This window comes from Clostridium sp. UBA1652 (genome assembly GCF_002320975.1).
Taxonomy (GTDB): domain Bacteria; phylum Bacillota; class Clostridia; order Clostridiales; family Clostridiaceae; genus Clostridium_T; species Clostridium_T intestinale.
Genome location: NZ_DCLI01000021.1, coordinates 302 through 19,387, shown reverse-complemented (window position 1 = coordinate 19,387; position 19,086 = coordinate 302). Strand labels below are relative to the sequence as shown.

The following is a 19,086-nucleotide window of genomic DNA, read 5'->3' as shown; positions in this document are numbered from 1 at the left end:
TAAAGAAAATAAATCAACTTATTGAATATGTATGAATTTATGTCAATTTTATTATAAAAAAGTAAAATAGTGATTTTATATATAAATTAGAACAAATACATATGGGCATTTTAAAAACTTGGGTATTAATAATGAAATATTAATATACGTGCAATGATAAATCCGTATAGAAAAGGAACTCAAAAAGACTTGTATTTATAAATGTGTTAAAAAAGTTTTTAGAATGTACCAATTATTGTGTTATACCTATATTAATTCTACTATAGGTATATAAATTTAATTAATTTTGTAGATTTTCAAACTTTATAACACCACGAATGTTTTAAAGTTTAATTTCTAAATAATATGACTTCTTGGGTGGCTTAAAATTGATAAACTTTATGCTTTATGAATTGTTAATTTTTATTTAGGAGGGGGATGATCAATAATAGGACATTGTGATGGTTTTTTTAGACAAAAATAAAACTTCATAGATACCACGAATATCTATGAAGTATGGCTAATCTTATTTACTTGTGACATCAAGCTTATTAAATTCGCCTAATTTTATTATAACTATTTAATTAGGGTATTTCAAGAATTTTAAATAAGCAATAATAAGTTTAATGAATTTAAATGAAATATGGATTTTGAAAAGTTTGTTTATTTGAGAGGAGAGAATAATATGACAAGAAAAATCGCTATATATGGAAAAGGTGGAATTGGTAAATCAACAACTCAACAGAATACAGCTGGAGCTATGGCTCATTTTTATGATAAAAAAATATTTATACATGGGTGTGACCCAAAAGCTGATTCAACTAGACTTATTTTAGGTGGTATGAATCAAAAGACCTTAATGGATATGCTTCGTGATGAAGGAGAAGAAAAGATAACTGTTGATAGAGTAGTTAAGGAAGGGTTCCATGGAATTCGTTGTGTTGAATCAGGTGGACCAGAACCAGGAGTTGGATGTGCTGGTCGTGGAGTTATAACTGCAATAGATCTTATGGAGAAAAACGGTGCATATACTGAAGATCTAGATTTTGTTTTCTTTGATGTTCTTGGTGACGTTGTATGTGGAGGTTTTGCAATGCCAATACGTGACGGTAAGGCTCAAGAAGTTTATATAGTTGCATCTGGTGAAATGATGGCTATATATGCAGCTAATAATATTTGTAAGGGATTAGTGAAATATGCAAAACAAAGTGGAGTAAGATTAGGTGGAATAATATGTAACAGTCGTATGGTTGATAGGGAAAGAGAATTTTTAGAAGAATTTACTGCTGCTATAGGAACTCAAATGATACATTTTATGCCTAGAGATAATATCGTTCAAAAAGCAGAGTTCAATAAAAAAACAGTTGTAGAATTTGACGATACTTGTAATCAAGCTAAAGAGTATGGAGAACTAGCACGTAAGATCATTGAAAACCAAAATTTTGTTATACCTACACCACTCCAAATGGATGAATTAGAGGCTATGGTTGTTAAATACGGAATAACAGATTAATTATTTGTTTGATAATATTATCATAAAATTTCAGGACTTATAAACTAAAAATATAAGTCTTGAAATTAAAAAAATGTTAGATAGAGGAGGAGAAATTTATGCCGCATCATTTGTTTAAATGTAGTGAATGTATTCCAGAAAGAGAAAAACACGCTGTTATAAAAGGCGAAGGGGAAGATTTAAGTGATGCTCTTCCATTGGGGTATCTTAATACAATACCAGGTACAATATCTGAACGTGGATGTGCTTATTGTGGCGCAAAACACGTTATAGGAACCCCTATGAAAGATGTTATTCATATGAGCCATGGACCAATAGGTTGTACTTATGATACATGGCAGACAAAAAGATATATAAGTGATAATGACAATTTTCAAATAAAAAACACCTTTGCAACAGATGTAAAAGAAAAACATATAGTTTTTGGGGCGGAAAAGGTATTAAGAGATAATATTAAGGAAGCCTTTAAAGCCTTCCCTAATATAAAGAGAATGACAATTTATCAGACTTGTGGAACTGCCCTTATAGGAGATGACATAGAAGCTGTTGCAAAAGATGTAATGGAAGAGATGCCTGATGTGGACATATTTGTTTGTAATTCTCCAGGATTTGCTGGTCCTAGCCAATCTGGTGGACATCACAAAATAAATATAGGATGGGTGAATAATAAGGTTGGAACATATGAGCCAGAGATAACAAGTGACTACGTTATTAATTACGTAGGAGAATACAATATTCAAGGTGACCAAGAGGTTATGCAAGATTATTTTAAAAGAATGGGTATTCAAATTCTTTCAACCTTCACTGGGAATGGATCTTATGATAATTTAAGAGGAATGCATTTAGCTCATTTAAATGTGCTTGAGTGTGCCCGTTCAGCAGAATATATATGTAATGAATTAAGACAAAGGTATGGTATACCAAGACTTGATATAGACGGATTTGGATTTAAAGCATTAGCGGATTCTTTAAGAAAGATTGGATTATTTTTTGGTATAGAAGATAGAGCCCAAGCCATAATAGACGAAGAGGTTGCTAGATGGAAGCCAGAACTTGATTGGTATAAGGAACGTCTAAAAGGCAAAAAGGTTTGTTTATGGCCAGGTGGATCTAAGTTATGGCACTGGGCTCATGCTATTCATGAGGAAATGGGTGTTGAAGTTGTATCTGTATATACTAAATTTGGACATCAAGGAGATATGGAAAAAGGAATAGCTAGATGTGAATCAGGGGCCTTGGCAATAGATGATCCTAATGAATTAGAATCCTTAGAAGCTATGAGAACATTAAAACCGGATGTGATATTTACAGGTAAAAGACCAGGAGAATTTGCAAAAAAGGTTGGGGTTCCATATTTAAATGCTCATGCATACCATAATGGACCTTATAAAGGATTTGAAGGCTGGGTAAGATTTGCTCGTGATATATATAACGCTATATATTCACCAGTTCATCAATTAGCTTTAGTTGATATAACTAAAGATGAAATAGCTGATACTAATTTCTTAACTCAAAACTTGATATCAGATAAAGATTTAAGTGAAGAAGTTAAGAACTCAACTACATTAAGAGAATATACAGGGAATTATGACAGTGTTTCACAGTTTAGAACTAAGGAATATCCTGAATTTGAAAGAACTAAAAAAGCTGCTAATTCATAATAATTGGAGGTGTTGATATTTATGATAGATCAAGGTAAAACTCAACTAAATCAGCTTACAGATTATATTATGAAAAATTGTCTTTGGCAATTCCATTCACGTGTTTGGGATGGAGAAAGACAAAATGAAGGAATATTAACAAAAACAATGCAATTATTATGTGGAGAACCTGTGGAAAAAGAAACTCCAGCAGATAAATGTTATTGGGTAGACGCAGTTTGTTTAGCTGATGCTTATAAAGAAAATTTTACATGGATAAATGACATGGAAAAAGAGGATATAAAAACTCTAATGAAGGAACTTAAAGAACGTATCGATTTTTTAACAATTACAGGGTCTCTAAATGCAGAGCTTAAAGACCCACGTTACTAGAAAGGATGTGGAATTATGTCATGTGAAGTAATAACCAAAGAGCGTGTTGGTGTTATAAATCCTATATTTACTTGCCAGCCAGCAGGAGCACAATATGTTAGCATAGGTGTAAAAGACTGTATCGGCTTAGTTCATGGTGGACAAGGTTGTGTAATGTTTGTTCGTCTAATTTTTTCGCAACATTTTAAGGAAAGTTTTGAAATTGCATCTTCATCATTACATGAAGATGGAGCTGTATTTGGAGCACTTAATCGTGTAGAAGAAGGTGTGGATGTACTTTTAATGAGATATCCAGATGTAAAAGTAATCCCTATAATATCCACTTGTTCAACAGAAGTAATAGGTGATGATATAGATGGTGTTATAAGAAAGCTTAATAATGGTCTTCTTAAAGAAAAGTATGCAGGGAGAGAAGTTCATCTAATTCCAGTTCATACTCCTAGTTTTAAAGGGAGCCAAGTTAGTGGATACGATGTTGCTGTAGAAGCTTTTGTTAAGCATTTTGCTAAAAAAGGTGAAAAGAGTGAGAAGATAAATCTAATCACTGGATGGGTAAATCCAGGTGATGTAAAAACATTAAAACATCTTTTATCAGAAATGAACATAGATGCAAATGTTTTATTTGAAATAGAAAGTTTTGATTCTCCTTTAATACCAGAGGAAAATACAGTTTCTCATGGAGAAACAACAATAGAGGATCTTCAAGATACTGCAAATGCCATTGAAACAATAGCACTTAATAGGTATGAAGGAGGTAAGGCAGCAGAGTATTTAGAAAATGAATTTGAGATTTCTGCTATAATAGGACCTTCACCTATAGGAATACGTAATACGGACATATTCTTAAAAAATCTAAGTAAAATGACTGGAAAACCAATTCCAAAAACTTTAGCATATGAACGTGGTATTGCTTTAGATACTATTACGGATTTAACCCATATGTTTTTTGCAGGGAAAAAGGTAGCTATATATGGACATCCAGACTTAGTAATAGGGCTTGCAGAATTTTGCTTAGATTTAGAAATGAAACCAGTGCTTCTTCTCTTAGGTGATGATAATACCACCTATGTTAAAGATCCTCGCATAAAGAGTCTTCAAGAAAATGTTAATTTTGATATGGAAATTGTTCTAAATGCTGATTTATGGGAATTAGAAGATAGAATAAAAAATAAAGGATTAGAAGTGGATCTTATTATGGGACATTCTAAAGGAAGATTTGTTTCTATAGATAATAATATTCCTATGCTTAGAGTTGGTTTCCCTGTTTTTGATAGAGCAGGTTACTTTCGTCATCCAGTAATGGGATATGAAGGCGCTATGTGGCTTGCTGAAGAAATGGCAAATATCATATTTAATGATATGGAAGTTAAGAAAAATAAAGAATGGATACTTGCAATGTGGTAAAGTCTTAAAGCGATTAATATAGTAAGTAATAATTTTATTCTGCCAGAGTATGATTTTAATCAGGCTCTGGCAGAACTACTAAAAAAGGAGGTGTAGTGCATATGAGCAAAGATTTATTTAAAGAAAAAGATCTTGAAGCTTTTGAAGAAAATTATAAAGCTGCTAAGGGATATCACAGAAGAGCGAAGCAATTCTTAGAAGAAGGTCAAGCATCTAGCGTGGTGTTTAATATTTCCTCGGTAGCTCTAGAGAGATATTTAATAGCTTTATGCAATTTATATGGCTTTAATCCAGCAAATCATAATTATGGATCTCTTATGGATACAGCAGAAGTTTTAGTAGATTTTCCAGGAATACTAAGTCAAAAAATAAGATCCTTAGATTCAATATTTAATATCTGTTCTTTAGAAAATTATCACTATGAAAATCCTAAGGACTCTGATGCAGATAGCATTTTATCTATGTGCTTAGATGTAAGCGAATTATTTGATTTTGAAAGAATAAAAAGAATGAGAGATGCTTTTATGCAATGAATATTTATTTTTAGGAGGAGTTAAAGTGAAAATACATTACTTGCAGCATATATTTTTTGAAACACCTGCAACAATAGTAGATTGGGCAAGAGAGAAGGGGCATAAACTTACAGGTACCCATTTATATAATTATGAGGAACTTCCTAATACTGATGACTTTGATTGGCTTATTATTATGGGGGCCCAATGAATATATATGAAGAAGAGAAATATCCTTGGCTAAAGGATGAAAAAAAGTTTATTAAGAAGGCTATTGATAGCGGTAAATTTGTTATAGGTATATGTTTAGGTGCTCAATTAATAACTGATGTTTTAAATGGGAAGGTAACAAAAAATCCTTACGGAGAGATAGGATGGCTGCCTATAGAATTTAATGACGAAGCGTTAGGTTTACCTATATTTAAAAATTTTCCAGAGATAAGTTATGTTTTTCAATGGCATAATGATACTTTTAGAACATTAGGAGAAGAGTGTAAAAGTATAGCTAGTAGTGAAGCTTGTGAAAATCAAGGTTTTATATATAAGGATAGGGTTATAGGATTTCAATTTCACATGGAAAGTAGTGAGGAAAGTATATTGGAGCTTATAAAAAACTGTTCCGAAGAAATTATTGATGGGCCATATATACAGACTATTGAGCAAATTGAGGAAAACATGAAGTATATAGAAATAGCTAATTTTTTTATGGATGAGTTTTTAAATAATTTAGAATCTTATTATATAAATTTGGAGGAATGATTATGGAGAAAATAAGTTATACCAGAAGAATTTGCAAGGATAAAGACAAAATAAATAATTTTGTAACTGAGCAAAGAGTGGGAACCTTAAGTATGTGCACTAAAGAGGGGGTTCCATATGCGCTACCAGTAAATTATGTTTATTGGAATGAAAAAATATATATTCATGGCATGGGCAGCGGGAAAAAGAATAGATTTCTTTCTGAAAATTCATCAGTATGTTTTACTATTTTTGAAGAATTAGGAACTGTGACAGATCCTATGCCAGCTAAATGTGATACTTCATATCTGAGTGTGGTTGTATTTGGTAAAGCAACTTTAGTGGATGATTTAGAAGAAAAAACTCAAGCACTTACAAAATTTTTAGATAAATTTGTTCCTAAATTTTTTAAAACTCCTCTATCAAAGCACTTTGTTGATAAATATCGTTCCTCTTTAGATAATAATGCAGTAGCTGTTTATTGTATAATACCAGAAGAACTTACAGCTAAAGAAAATCCAATAGATATGGAGAATATGTTTGATATGCATAAGTCTATGAATAGGCATACAAATTTAGAGAATAGTTAAGATTAGAAATGAATTGTTACATTATATAAAGGTACAAGAGACAGACTATAGGACTCTTGTACCATGAAATGATAAGCTATACGCCTAATAAAACAGAAGTAGCTTTTATTATTGCTGTTACATCAGACCCTATTTTTAATTCAAGATCTTTTACTGCTTCTAAAGAAATAGTAGATTTAATTATGTTTCCACCTCCAATATCTACAGTAACACTTGCATTAACTGCACCTTCTTTGATTTCAATAACCTTACCTACTAATTGATTTCTAGCACTAAGTTTCATGGTTAAGTCCTCCTACTTTGAAATTTTACACGACATTATATGTATAATATTACTATGCAGAGTATTTGGATGTCGTGTTTTAAGGATTTTATCATGTTGAAGGATAAAAGTATGTCGAAATAAGTTTTAAAAATTACTTTTATCATATTGATGAAAAAATATCTGGTTGTATAAAATAAATTATTAAATTACTATCTATTTAAGATAAATATTGCTTATTAAATAACGTAATTTTGATTTTTATAATTATTTAGTTGACAATTAAGTTTTAACAAAGGACAATTAGGTTAAATTTGAAAATTAGTATATAATTTTATATAAGTTTAACTAGGAGGTTTCTTAATGGAAAGATTAGATAAAATACTTTCTAATTTAGGTTATGGAAGTAGGAAAGAAATAAAGTCAATTGTAAAAAAAGGACTAGTAGAAATTGACGGAAAACTTGCAAAAGATAATGGAATGCAAGTAGATCCTGAAGTAAGTGTAATAAAAGTGAATGGTGAAGAGATTGTATATAAAAAATACATATATTTAATGATGAATAAGCCTGATGGCGTGATTTCAGCTACTCACGATAAGTATGATGAAACAGTTGTGGACTTATTGTATGCAGAAGATGCAATATTTGAACCTTTTCCTGTAGGTAGATTAGATAAGGATACTGTAGGCTTATTGCTTTTAACCAATGATGGTGAGCTTAATCATAAATTAATATCGCCTAAGCACCATGTTGATAAAGTTTATTATGCAGAAATTGATAAAGGTGTTAATGAAGAGGATATAAAGGCTTTTGAAAAAGGGATAGTTTTAGATGATGGCTATAAATGTATGCCTGCAAAATTAGAGATTATTGAATCAGAGACTGAGGGGGCAAGGGTACATGTAACTTTGCAAGAAGGGAAGTTCCATCAAGTTAAAAGAATGTTTGAAAGTGTAGGGAAAAAGGTGGTTTATTTAAGAAGAATATCCTTTGGAGGGTTACCTTTAGATGAATCTTTAGAAGAAGGTGAATATAGAGAGTTAACTGAAGAGGAATTAAAAGTATTAAGAAGAGAAGATTAAAAGTACTATTTTAGATAATGATACTATACCTATCGAACGTTTACAGGAAATGAGGTGAAATCATTCATGTAGACAAGGAGATACAATATTTTTTTCAGAAATTCCTTGCAATTAAGTACAAGTTAACATATAATATTTTTGCAAGGATAAATAAAAGGAATAAATAGCCCCCTTTTTATTTATTGCTTATTGCTAAAACGCAACCTAGCCCCAAGGGTTGCGTTTTTGTTTTTATCTTTTACTTTACTACTTTACTTTATTAAAATATAATAAGAGATAAAGACCAGTGTGCGACTAAAGGAGTGTATTTTATGGATACTTATAAGTCAAATTTAAAGAGCAAGGAAATGGATTATTTAATGGAAGCCATTTTAAGTTTAAAAGATAAAGAAGATTGTTATAGATTTTTTGAAGATATATGTACAATAAATGAGATTAAAGCTATTGATCAAAGGCTTCAAGTTGCAAGAATGCTTAAAGAAGGCAAAACTTACACTGAGGTTGCAAAACTTACAGGGGCCAGTACAGCAACCATTAGCAGAGTTAATAAGTGTATCAATTATGGAAGTGATGGATATAATAGAGTTATTAGCAGAATAGATTGGAATGAAGATTAAATCATGGGAAATTTTTATTAATATGTTAAATTTATAGTTTCAATTATGATATAATGAAATATGGTTTATAATAGAAAGAGGAATATGGATATATTCCTCTTTCTAATTACATAGGAAAGTATGTTTTTATTGAATTGGTAAGTGCATACTTTCCTATTTAGTATTCAAGGAGGTTAAAATGGATCTGAAAAAGTTATTAAATAAAGAGCAATATGAAGCAGCTACCACTATAGAGGGGCAGGTTCTTATATTAGCAGGAGCAGGTTCAGGAAAAACTAGAGTTTTAACTCATAGAATTGCCTATATGATAGAAGATAAAGGGATAGCACCATATAATATTTTAGCTATAACATTTACCAATAAAGCAGCTGGAGAAATGAAGGAAAGAGTTAAAGCTTTAATTGGGGATGAAGCAGAAAATATGTGGATATCTACCTTCCATTCATCTTGTGTAAGGATTTTAAGGAGAGAAATAGAAAAGTTAGGATATAAAAAGGATTTTACTATTTATGATTCCTATGACCAAAAGTCTTTAGTTAAGCAATGTATGAAAGAACTTAACATAAATGATAAAGATATAGAAGATCGTGAAGTCTTATCTAAAATAGGTAAAGCTAAGGATGACCTAAAAAATCAATCCTCTGTAACCTTAGAGAGTCAAGGTAATTATAGAGAAGAAAAAATAGCTCAAGTTTATGAATTATATCAAAAAAAATTAAAACAAAACAATGCCTTAGACTTTGATGATTTAATTTTTAAGACAGTTGAATTATTTAGAAAAGAACCAGAAGTTTTAGAATTTTACCAAAGAAAATTCAGATATATAATGGTAGACGAATATCAAGATACTAATAAAGCCCAATATGAGTTTATCAAACTTCTTGCAAAGAAGTTTAAGAATATCTGTGTTGTTGGGGATGATGATCAATGCATCTATGCATGGCGTGGTGCGGATATAAGAAACATATTAGATTTTGAAAAAGATTATCCAGAGTGCAAAACTGTTAAGCTTGAGCAAAACTACAGAAGTATGGGGAATATATTAGAAGCGGCTAATTTTGTTATAAAAAATAATAGTGAAAGAAAAAGCAAGATTTTAAGAACAGAAGCTGAAAAAGGAGAAAAAATAAAAATATATAGAGCTTTTTCAGATATGGATGAAAGTAATTTTGCTGCTACAACTATTGAAAATGGTAGAAAAGATGATAGAAAATATAGAGATTTTGCAGTGCTTTATAGAACTAATGCACAATCACGTATATTTGAAGATACTTTTATAAAAAGAGGTATTCCTTATAGATTAATTGGTGGACTTAAGTTCTATGATAGAAAAGAAATTAAGGACATTTTGGCTTATTTAAAGGTTATTAATAATCCAACGGATTCTGTAAATCTTAGAAGAATAGTTAATGTGCCTAAAAGAAGTATAGGGGATGCAACTGTAGATAAGGTATTACAATTTGCAGCTGATAATGAAATGAGTTTATTTGATTCCTTAATAGAAGCAGAAAATATCTCAAGCTTAACTCCTAGAAATATAACGGTTATAAATAAGTTTACTGCATTAATGGAAGAGCTTATTGAATATAGTGAAAGTATGCCTATATCTAATTTAATTGAGGATATTTTAAAGAATACTGGATATTTAAAAGAGCTTAAGGAATCAAATAATCCAGAGGATTTAAGTAGGGTTGAAAACCTAGAGGAATTAGTTTCAGCAGCGGTGGATTTTGAGAAAAATGAAGAGGATAATTCCTTAGCAGCCTTCCTTGAAAAGGTGGCTTTAGTTCAAGATGTAGATAATTTTGATCAAGAGGCAGATTCTGTGACCTTAATGACCTTACATTCGGCTAAAGGACTAGAGTTTCCAGTAGTATTTATGGTTGGTATGGAGAATGGGTTATTCCCAGGGGCATCATCTTTTAATTCTGAAAGCGAGATGGAGGAGTCTAGAAGACTTTGTTATGTTGGAATTACTAGAGCAAGAGAATCCCTATATATGACATCAGCAGAGGTTAGACGAGTTTTTGGTAGAACTGTTGCTTATCCACAATCAGATTTTATAGCAGAGATTCCTACAGAATTAAGAGAGTATGTTAATGTTAAGAAGCCAGCAGGAACCTTGGGGGGAGGAAATTCTGCCTATGTTAATTATAATATGAGTGGAGGTAATCCACATTCTTTAAGAAGCTCCTATGGAAGTAGTGCCTCAAAGAATACTGTATACACTAATCCTGTAGAGGCAGCTAAGAAGTTAAATGATGTTTTAAATGGGGCTTCAGAAAACAGACTAACTAAGGGAGAAGCAACACTAGGAAGAAAAATTAAACATCCTAAGTTTGGTATAGGGACAATAGTTAAAGCTATTGAAGTAGATGATGATGTTAAAATTACTATTGCATTTGATTCACAAGGAATAAAGACACTATTACTTAGCATAGCCTCTCTAGAATTATTATAAGTTAGGTAGATACCAGGAGGACGTTAATATGAGTAACAAGGAAAGAATGGAGCAATTAGCAACGGAGCTAAATAAATATGCCTACGAGTATTATGTATTAGGCAATCCTTCTATTGCTGATAAAGATTACGATGAGAAGTATTATGAATTAGTTAAGCTTGAGAAGCAGGAGGGGGTAATCCTTCCTTATTCCCCTACCCAAAGAGTAGGAGATGTAGTTCTTCCTGAGTTTAATAAATATGTTCATAAAGGAAGACTGTGGAGTTTAGATAAGGCTCAAATTTCTACAGAATTACAAGATTGGCATAATAGAAATGTAAAGTTTATTAATGAATACAATAAAAATAATACTGATAAGCTTCCAGAGATAAGTTATATAATTACTAAAAAGTTTGATGGTTTAACTCTTAATTTAACTTATAATAATGATGGAATTCTTCAGGTAGCTGCAACTCGTGGTACAGGATCTATAGGCGAGGATGTAACTGCACAAGCAAAAACTATAAAAACTATTCCACTTAAAATAGATAACCATAATGTGTTTGAGATTCATGGGGAAGCTATAATGACCAAGGAAGCTTTCGATAACTACAATAGCAGTGCTGCTGTACCTCTTAAGAATTTAAGAAATGGTGCTGCGGGAGCTTTAAGAAATTTAAATGTCAAAGAAACTGCTAAGAGAAATCTATCTGCCTTCTTTTATGATATTGGATATAATGAAGGAACTCAGTTCACTACCTATGAAGAGATGTTAACTTTTATAAAAGATAAGGGATTTTCTATAGATTCTTATATGAAACGTTGCACAACTTTAGAGGAAATAAATAAAGAAATAGAGTATATTAAATCCATAAGATTTGAGTTAAATTATGATATAGATGGTGCAGTAATTGCAATTAATGACATGAGAACTAGAGAGCTTTTAGGATATACTATAAAATTTCCTAAATGGGCTATAGCATATAAATTTGAAGCACAAGAGGCAACTACGAAGTTATTAGATGTAGAATGGAATGTTGGAAGAAGCGGAAGGGTTTCTCCTACTGCAATATTAGAACCAGTTGAGTTAGCTGGTGTAACAGTTAAAAGAGCAACATTAAATAATATGGATGATGTTAATAAAAAAGGTGTAAAAATAGGGGCAGAAGTATTTGTAAGAAGGAGTAATGACGTTATTCCAGAGATTATGGGAGTAGTTGAGAGCTCTTTAGAAAATACTCAAGAAATAACTCCACCTACTAAATGCCCTTATTGTGATGGGAATGTAGTTTTAAATGGTGCACATTATTTTTGTGAAAACACTCTTTCTTGTAAACCTCAGCTTGTAAAAACCATAGTTCATTTTGCATCTAGAGAAGCTATGAATATAGAAGGTTTTTCAGAGAAAACAGCTGAACAATTATTTGAAAAGTTAGATATTAAGTCTATATCAGATTTATATAGATTAAATAAAGAAGATCTATTATCTTTAGAGAAGTTTAAAGAAAAGAAGGCTACTAACCTTTTAAATGCAGTAGAAAAGAGTAAGGATTGTGAGCTATATGCATTTATATATGCGCTTGGAATACCTAATGTAGGTGTTAAAACCTCAAAGGATTTAGTGAAGAGATTTAAAACTTTAGATAATATAATAAAGGCAAATCTGGAAGAGTTACTTGAGGTACCTGATATTGGGGGAATAGTTGCTGAATGTATAGTAGGGTTCTTTAAAGAGGAGCAAGTAATAAATACTATAAATGATTTATTGAGTCTGGGAGTAAAACCTAGGTATGAGCAGATTGAGGTATCAGAAAATATTTTTGAGGGTAAAACTGTTGTAGTTACTGGAACATTAGAGAATTACTCAAGAACTTCTATTAAAGATAAACTTGAGTCATTAGGGGCAAAGGTATCTGGAAGTGTAAGTAAGAAAACGGATTATGTGATAGCTGGAGAAGAGGCAGGATCTAAACTTACAAAGGCTCAAGAACTAGGAGTGACAGTATTATCTGAGAAAGAGTTTGAGGATATGATATGATTAAAAAAGCTGTAAATGTGATTAGTCTTACAGCAACAGTTGTATCTATATTAGTTATTATTGCAACCTTTTTAACTTCTTATAGATATGTATATATTAATGAAATTTTTACAGGATATTATCCCCTACAAGTCTCTATTACAGTAACTATGATAGCTTGGGGATTTAAGTTTTGGATGAGTAATACTGGACTAAGAAAATATCTATATACCTTTATATGTTTTATATTATCAGTAGCATCAATCTTTTTTTTAAGCAATTTAGTAAAGTAATTTATTTAAAGAGGGATATATCTAAAATCTAGATATATCCCTTATTTTATGTATATTTAAACTTTATAAATTAGAATCATCATGAATTTCATTAGTTTTTTTAGAACCATTACATGAAATAGATACATTATTTTGAACTAACATATAAATATTTTGAGTCAATTTTTCCAACAAATAATTTTGATATTTCATTTGTGCGTAAGTTTGTTTTGCAACAATAAAACCCCAGATTGCAACAAACATTATAGTAAGCATAGATAAGATGCCTAAGATCTCTAACAGTATTTTCATTATTAATACCTCCATTAAAAAACATATTAATATTATAACACGAAATATCTTCCTATATAACCTAGAATAATGTAATTAATATTTAAAATCGCAGTTTAAATTACTTTATTTTGTCAATAATTAAGAAGAATGTTTAAAAAAGGAGAGTAAAATATGAAGAGAAAATTAACATTAGTTATTGTTTTAATGTTGTCCTTAGTGTTAATGAGCTGCAAAAAAATAGATACGACAAATGTTTACTCCCCAAGCGATGAACTTAATTATGGAGTATACAATTTACCCACAAGTTTATTAGAAAGTAGCGTTGGAATTAATGATGAGCTTTTGTCAGCTTTATTTGATGGATTAATATATAAAGATAGTGAAGGTAATATTAAGCCTCAATTAAGTGAGAGTTATACAGTAAGTGAAAATAAGCTTGAATACACTTTTAAAATAAGAAGAGATATCTATTGGAGTAATGGAGAAAAAATAACATCAAAGGATTTTGTAACTTTTTTTAAAGAATTTATTAATAATGCTAAAAGCATAGATGATTTAGAAGAAATAAAATCTATATATGGTGTAATTGATTATTTTAATAAAAAAGAGAATTTTGAGAAATTAGTAGCTGTAAGTTCAGATGGTGAACTTTTTAAAGTTAGATTAAATTATAAAGACGATAAGTTTATAGATACTCTAACAAAAAATAAATTTAAAATAAAAAAAGATTTTACAAAACTTAGATCCTATAAAGACTATTATAAAAACATTGTATATTCAGGGCAATACAAAATAAGTAGTATAGAAGAATCAGGGAAATTAGTACTTGAGAAAAACCCTAAATATTATGACAAAGAAAATGGAGAAGATAAAATTAATATAATTTCCTATAATGATAATGAGTCTGCTCTTGCTAGCTATGAAACAAATAAGATAAATGTAATGAAAGACCCCCCATTAAGTTATTTACCTAACTTAATTAGTAGAAATGAAATATCTCAAAGTCCTTCGTATAGTAATACGTTTATTAGTTATAATAGCAAAGAGGATAATGTATTTAATAATAGCAAGCTTAGAAAGGATTTTGGAGAGTATGTTAAGGGAATAATGTCTACAGAAGAGTTTAAAAATATTATTCCATCTAACTTAATCAATGATTTTTCTAGTAATAAGGGTGAAAATGACAGTTCTGTAAGTAGAATAGAACCTGCAAGCTCTTTGATGGAACTAAAAAGTATAAATATAGTTTCTTTAAATACTGAATACAACAAAGAGGTTTTAAAGTTTATCTCTGAGCAGGGTAAAAAAGATAATTTAATAATATATTATAGGCTTCTTAGTTCAGAAGAATTAGAACAAGAAATAAAGAATGGAAAATTTTCAGTTTATATAGGTAGTACTGATAATGTTGGAGACTATAATAAAATATATAACGATGTTTTAAATAGAATATATAAAGATGAGAGTTTAGATAAGAAGATGAAAGAGTTTGAGGGTAAAGAGAGTAAGGAGAATATAGTTAAATACATGGTTAAAGAAAACTACTGTATTCCACTATATAATAAAGAGTCTATAATCGTAAAAAAGAATGATATAAAAGAATTAAATAAAGATTTTTATGGAAATATAATTTTAAGCAGTATGATTATTGGAGAAGATGTAAGTAGAAGCACAGAATAATAAAGGTGAAAGCTTCCTTTTTTTGGGGCGCTTTCACCTTTGATGTTTAAACTTCAGATATATCAAATGTTTTTTGTATGATGTCTTTTTTAAATAAATATATAGCTAAAAAATAGATCATCATATTTCTTTGAGCATAAAATGTATCTTTTGAAGGAGTTATAGTTTCTTTCTTTTTGGAATAAGTAATTTCTTTTCTGAAAACAGGACATAGGTCTGAAGAATCGGATATATTAGAGATTTTAAATAATTGTTCATTAAACATATCTTCAGATCTTAATGAGGCATTCCTATATCGCTCAGCTGAATCTATATCAGGAACATCAGGCCAAGAGGTAGTAAGTTGCCCATTTAATAAAATTCTTTTGTACAAAGAGGATATATTGTTTTCGTAGCTACTATCGGCATCTTCATCAACAAAATAAATTAATGAAGTAAACATGTAATTTAATAATTCTGTTGAAGAGTATTTTATTTCTTTTTTGTCTGAGTTTTTATTAAAAATAGACTTATCACTATCAAAAAGCTCTAAATGTTTTTTAGAAAAAGACATAAAATCTTCTTTAAAGTCTAAATAGCCAGTATTTTTATAAGTTAAATAGAAGTTTATATTTTCTAAGGTTGTAAGCTCTATATCTTCATTAGATAACTCATTAAAAGTATGTTTTTCTTTAATTAAATCCATTAAGTCTAGAAAAAGCTCTTTACTTTTTTCTTCTTTAGAATAGTCATAAAAGATATTTAGAGCTAAACAAAGCTTATTGCATTCTTGACTTGAAAGTGAATAAATTTCTTCTTTAAAATCAGACAACATCTTTAGTATATCTAAAGCAAAATTTTTATAAACGGCAGCATCATCATCAGAAGGCGCTAAATTAGAATAGCTATAATAAGCGCACATCATAAATGCTTGATCTGAAAATTTGAATTTATTTTTTTTATCTATAAAAGTACTGTCACTTGAAGATGATATTTTTTTATCTACAAAAAATCCTTCTGGACTTCTTAATGATGTAGAATAAAAATCAAGTTGATATTTAGCTAACTTTTTATAAACTTCTGATAATTCATATAGTTGTTTATCTACATCTTTAAAAAATGAGTAGTAATCAGATAACTCTAGTATACTTAAGGTCATAAGAGCATTTGATATTACATTTATCTCTTTCTTAAATGTATTTTCATCCCAAGATAAATTACTTTTTGAAACAATCTTAGGATTACCTTTTTTATAAATACATAGAAGTGGTGAATACTTATCAAATATGTTATTATCAGAATTGGATGAATGTTTTTTGTTTGATTTTGTGTAGTGAACTATTCCACACTTTGAATTTAGTACAATGTTTTTTAATGATTCTTTTGAAAAAAAGAAAAGTTGATGTTTTATTTCTTCAGCAGAAATACTATTCATTCTGAAAAAAGGTCCTATATATCTCAAATAAAATTCCACCTCTTAAATTAATCCTTATATAAATAATATGAAAATATTAACAAAATGTTGCATAATAATAATACATTTATATATTAAAAGTAGTAAAATAATACGGGAAGGTGATTGCATGAGAATTGATGGAAGAAAAAATGAACAAATAAGACCAGTTAAAATTACAAGAAAATATACTAAGTTTGCAGAGGGATCTGTATTAATAGAAGTTGGAGAAACTAAGGTTATATGTACAGCTTCTATTGAGGATAAAGTTCCTCCATTTTTAAAAGGTTCAGGTGAAGGATGGATTACAGCAGAGTATAATATGTTGCCTAGATCTACCCATGTAAGAAAGCCTAGAGATATAGCTAAACTTAAAATTGATGGAAGAACAATGGAGATACAAAGACTTATAGGAAGAGCGTTACGTTCAGTTGTTGATTTAAAGGCATTAGGAGAAAAGACCATATGGATAGATTGTGATGTAATCCAAGCGGATGGTGGAACAAGAACTACATCAATTACTGGAGCATTTATAGCTTTAGTTGATGCTGTTAACAAGCTTCATAGGGAAAGAAATTTTCAGGTTTATCCTATAAGAAATTTTGTTACAGCTGTAAGTATAGGTATAGTTGATGAACAAAAAGTAATTGACCTATGTTATGAAGAGGATTCAAATGCAAAAGTTGATATGAATGTTGTTATGACTGATGAGGGCGAGTTTGTGGAAGTTCAAGGAACTGGAGAAGAGGCTCCTTTTAATAGAAATGAATTAAATGATCTTTTATCTTTAGCTGAAAAAGGTGCTAAACAAATGATTTTGGCTCAAAAAGAAGCTTTAAAGATGGATGCTCTTTGGATAGGGACAGGAGAGAGAGAATAGAGATATGAGGAAGTTGATTTTAGCAACAAATAATAAAAATAAAGTTAAAGAAATAAGAGAAATATTAAAAGAACTTAAAATAGATATAATGAGTTTGTCTGATCTAAACATAGATGTTGATATAGAGGAAACCGGAAGTAGTTTTGCAGAAAATTCATTGATTAAAGCTAGAGGAATAGCAGATATTTTGAAGAAAAATAATTATAAAAACTTTATTGTAATGGCAGATGATTCAGGTTTAGAGGTTCCTTATTTAGGAGGAGAACCAGGTATTTTTTCTGCACGTTATTCTGGTGTACATGGTGACGATAAAGGTAATAATAACAAGCTTCTTTTAAAGCTTCAAGGGATACCAAAAAGTGATAGAAAAGCAAACTTTAGATGTGCAATAGGACTAATTGATAGCAATAATGTTGAAAAAGTAATAGAAGGTATAGTTGAGGGATTTATTACTGAAAGGGAAGAAGGAGAAGGTGGATTTGGGTACGATCCATTATTCTTTTATGAGCCGTTAAACAAAACTTTTGGAGAACTTTCTTCAGAAGAAAAAAATTCTATTAGTCACAGAGCTAATGCTTTAAATAAACTTAAAAATGAAATAGAAGAACTATTAGATAAACAGGAGGAATAATGTTAGTTGCAGTAGTTTCAGATACCCATGGAGTTAGTGAATATATAAAAAAAGTAGCTAATGTAATAACTAAAGCTGATATCTTAATTCATTTAGGAGATAATATAAGTGACTTAGATGAATTAAAAACAAAATTTACAGGAACAGTTTATGGAGTAAAAGGAAATTGTGATTTTGAGAATTCAATTCCAAAAGAATTATTGATAGATATAGAGGGTAAAAAAATATTAATTACTCATGGTGATAGATATAATGTTAAGGCTGGAATTAACACATTATATTATTCAGCACTTGAGAAAAAAGTGGATGTTGCACTATTTGGACATAGTCATATACCTTTAATTGTAGAGCAAGATGGGGTACTGTTTGTTAATCCTGGAAGTCCCTCTCTGCCAAGGCTTAATGCAAGGACAATAGCCTTTTTAGAGGTTAATAAAGATAAGCCAGTAAGTGCTTATTTATATGAGATTAGAGTGTGAATAAAGAGCTAGACTTAATGCATGTTTTAGAAAGTAATAAAAAAATTTAAAAAGGGTATTGACGTATTAAAATATATCGTGTAGAATAATCATTGTCGCCGCGAGATGGTAGCGACATTGCGGGGTGTAGCGCAGATGGGAGCGCGCGTGGTTTGGGACCATGAGGTCGCAGGTTCAATCCCTGTCACCCCGACCACTTTTAAATTTAATATGCGGGTATCGTATATTGG

At 30.1% G+C, this 19,086-nt stretch carries 20 protein-coding genes and 1 tRNA gene; 18 read left to right on the top strand and 3 right to left on the bottom strand.

Features of this window, described 5'->3' with window-relative positions; translation table 11 throughout:
* Window positions 1-664 precede the first annotated feature (664 nt).
* The 8 genes from nifH (at window position 665) to B3N22_RS03170 (ending at window position 6,769) form a co-directional block, all read left to right on the top strand.
* Window positions 665-1,492, top strand: a complete 828-nt coding sequence (gene nifH / locus B3N22_RS03205) for a nitrogenase iron protein (RefSeq protein WP_073022658.1) — start codon at window positions 665-667, stop codon at window positions 1,490-1,492.
* A gap of 98 nt (window positions 1,493-1,590) precedes the next feature.
* On the top strand, window positions 1,591-3,153 hold the full coding sequence (gene anfD / locus B3N22_RS03200) for a nitrogenase iron-iron protein, alpha chain (protein WP_286904806.1): 1,563 nt from the start codon (window positions 1,591-1,593) through the stop codon (window positions 3,151-3,153).
* Window positions 3,154-3,174: 21 nt separating this feature from the next.
* Window positions 3,175-3,525: a Fe-only nitrogenase subunit delta gene (gene anfG / locus B3N22_RS03195; RefSeq protein WP_286904805.1), complete on the top strand. Its 351-nt coding sequence runs from the start codon at window positions 3,175-3,177 to the stop codon at window positions 3,523-3,525.
* A 15-nt stretch (window positions 3,526-3,540) separates the two neighbouring features.
* Window positions 3,541-4,929, top strand: coding sequence for a Fe-only nitrogenase subunit beta (gene anfK, locus B3N22_RS03190; RefSeq protein ID WP_286904803.1), 1,389 nt, complete (start codon window positions 3,541-3,543; stop codon window positions 4,927-4,929).
* Window positions 4,930-5,030: 101 nt separating this feature from the next.
* Window positions 5,031-5,462 (top strand): hypothetical protein, encoded by a 432-nt coding sequence (locus B3N22_RS03185; RefSeq protein ID WP_286904802.1) that lies wholly within the window; start codon window positions 5,031-5,033, stop codon window positions 5,460-5,462.
* A gap of 25 nt (window positions 5,463-5,487) precedes the next feature.
* Window positions 5,488-5,652 carry a hypothetical protein gene (locus B3N22_RS03180; RefSeq protein WP_286904801.1) on the top strand — a complete coding sequence of 55 codons (165 nt, stop codon included), beginning with the start codon at window positions 5,488-5,490 and terminating at the stop codon, window positions 5,650-5,652.
* Entirely contained in the window at window positions 5,649-6,200 is a 552-nt protein-coding gene (locus B3N22_RS03175; protein ID WP_286904799.1) for a type 1 glutamine amidotransferase, read from the top strand. The genes B3N22_RS03180 and B3N22_RS03175 overlap by 4 nt, the downstream gene beginning before the upstream one ends.
* 2 nt (window positions 6,201-6,202) lie before the next feature.
* Window positions 6,203-6,769, top strand: coding sequence for a pyridoxamine 5'-phosphate oxidase family protein (locus tag B3N22_RS03170; protein ID WP_286904797.1), 567 nt, complete (start codon window positions 6,203-6,205; stop codon window positions 6,767-6,769).
* 76 nt (window positions 6,770-6,845) lie between these two features.
* Here the strand turns inward: B3N22_RS03170 and B3N22_RS03165 are convergent, their stop codons facing one another.
* Window positions 6,846-7,052, bottom strand: coding sequence for a TOBE domain-containing protein (locus tag B3N22_RS03165; protein ID WP_073022665.1), 207 nt, complete (start codon window positions 7,050-7,052; stop codon window positions 6,846-6,848).
* Window positions 7,053-7,394: 342 nt separating this feature from the next.
* Here B3N22_RS03165 and B3N22_RS03160 point away from each other — a divergent pair, with 342 nt between their 5' ends.
* From B3N22_RS03160 to B3N22_RS03140, 5 genes are all read left to right on the top strand, one after another.
* On the top strand, window positions 7,395-8,114 hold the full coding sequence (locus B3N22_RS03160) for a pseudouridine synthase (protein WP_286904795.1): 720 nt from the start codon (window positions 7,395-7,397) through the stop codon (window positions 8,112-8,114).
* 311 nt (window positions 8,115-8,425) lie between these two features.
* A complete protein-coding gene (locus B3N22_RS03155) occupies window positions 8,426-8,731 on the top strand; it encodes a YerC/YecD family TrpR-related protein (protein WP_286904793.1) in 306 nt (101 codons plus the stop codon).
* 178 nt (window positions 8,732-8,909) lie between these two features.
* Window positions 8,910-11,192, top strand: coding sequence for a DNA helicase PcrA (gene pcrA, locus B3N22_RS03150; protein ID WP_286904791.1), 2,283 nt, complete (start codon window positions 8,910-8,912; stop codon window positions 11,190-11,192).
* A 28-nt stretch (window positions 11,193-11,220) separates the two neighbouring features.
* The gene (ligA, locus tag B3N22_RS03145; RefSeq protein WP_286904789.1) at window positions 11,221-13,209 is read left to right on the top strand and encodes an NAD-dependent DNA ligase LigA; all 1,989 of its coding nucleotides are present in this window, start codon (window positions 11,221-11,223) and stop codon (window positions 13,207-13,209) included.
* Window positions 13,206-13,481 carry a hypothetical protein gene (locus B3N22_RS03140; protein WP_286904788.1) on the top strand — a complete coding sequence of 92 codons (276 nt, stop codon included), beginning with the start codon at window positions 13,206-13,208 and terminating at the stop codon, window positions 13,479-13,481. Before ligA ends, B3N22_RS03140 begins: the two co-directional genes overlap by 4 nt.
* A 63-nt stretch (window positions 13,482-13,544) precedes the next feature.
* On the opposite strand, the gene B3N22_RS03135 is transcribed toward B3N22_RS03140, so the two are convergent.
* Window positions 13,545-13,772, bottom strand: a complete 228-nt coding sequence (locus B3N22_RS03135) for a hypothetical protein (RefSeq protein ID WP_021800414.1) — start codon at window positions 13,770-13,772, stop codon at window positions 13,545-13,547.
* Between the two features lie 153 nt (window positions 13,773-13,925).
* Here B3N22_RS03135 and B3N22_RS03130 point away from each other — a divergent pair, with 153 nt between their 5' ends.
* Window positions 13,926-15,434 (top strand): ABC transporter substrate-binding protein, encoded by a 1,509-nt coding sequence (locus B3N22_RS03130; protein WP_286904786.1) that lies wholly within the window; start codon window positions 13,926-13,928, stop codon window positions 15,432-15,434.
* 46 nt (window positions 15,435-15,480) lie between these two features.
* Here B3N22_RS03130 and B3N22_RS03125 read toward each other — a convergent pair whose 3' ends face one another.
* Window positions 15,481-16,875: a hypothetical protein gene (locus B3N22_RS03125; RefSeq protein ID WP_286904784.1), complete on the bottom strand. Its 1,395-nt coding sequence runs from the start codon at window positions 16,873-16,875 to the stop codon at window positions 15,481-15,483.
* A gap of 121 nt (window positions 16,876-16,996) precedes the next feature.
* On the opposite strand from B3N22_RS03125, the gene rph reads away from it, so the two are divergent.
* The 4 genes from rph to B3N22_RS03105 all read left to right on the top strand — a co-directional run bounded on the left by rph (window position 16,997) and on the right by B3N22_RS03105 (window position 19,052).
* Window positions 16,997-17,746 carry a ribonuclease PH gene (gene rph, locus B3N22_RS03120; protein ID WP_286904782.1) on the top strand — a complete coding sequence of 250 codons (750 nt, stop codon included), beginning with the start codon at window positions 16,997-16,999 and terminating at the stop codon, window positions 17,744-17,746.
* Between the two features lie 4 nt (window positions 17,747-17,750).
* Window positions 17,751-18,377: an XTP/dITP diphosphatase gene (locus B3N22_RS03115; RefSeq protein WP_286904780.1), complete on the top strand. Its 627-nt coding sequence runs from the start codon at window positions 17,751-17,753 to the stop codon at window positions 18,375-18,377.
* A complete protein-coding gene (locus B3N22_RS03110; RefSeq protein ID WP_073022673.1) occupies window positions 18,377-18,856 on the top strand; it encodes a metallophosphoesterase in 480 nt (159 codons plus the stop codon). The genes B3N22_RS03115 and B3N22_RS03110 overlap by 1 nt, the downstream gene beginning before the upstream one ends.
* Before the next feature lie 120 nt (window positions 18,857-18,976).
* Window positions 18,977-19,052: transfer RNA gene (locus B3N22_RS03105), tRNA-Pro, on the top strand.
* Window positions 19,053-19,086: the final 34 nt, after the last annotated feature.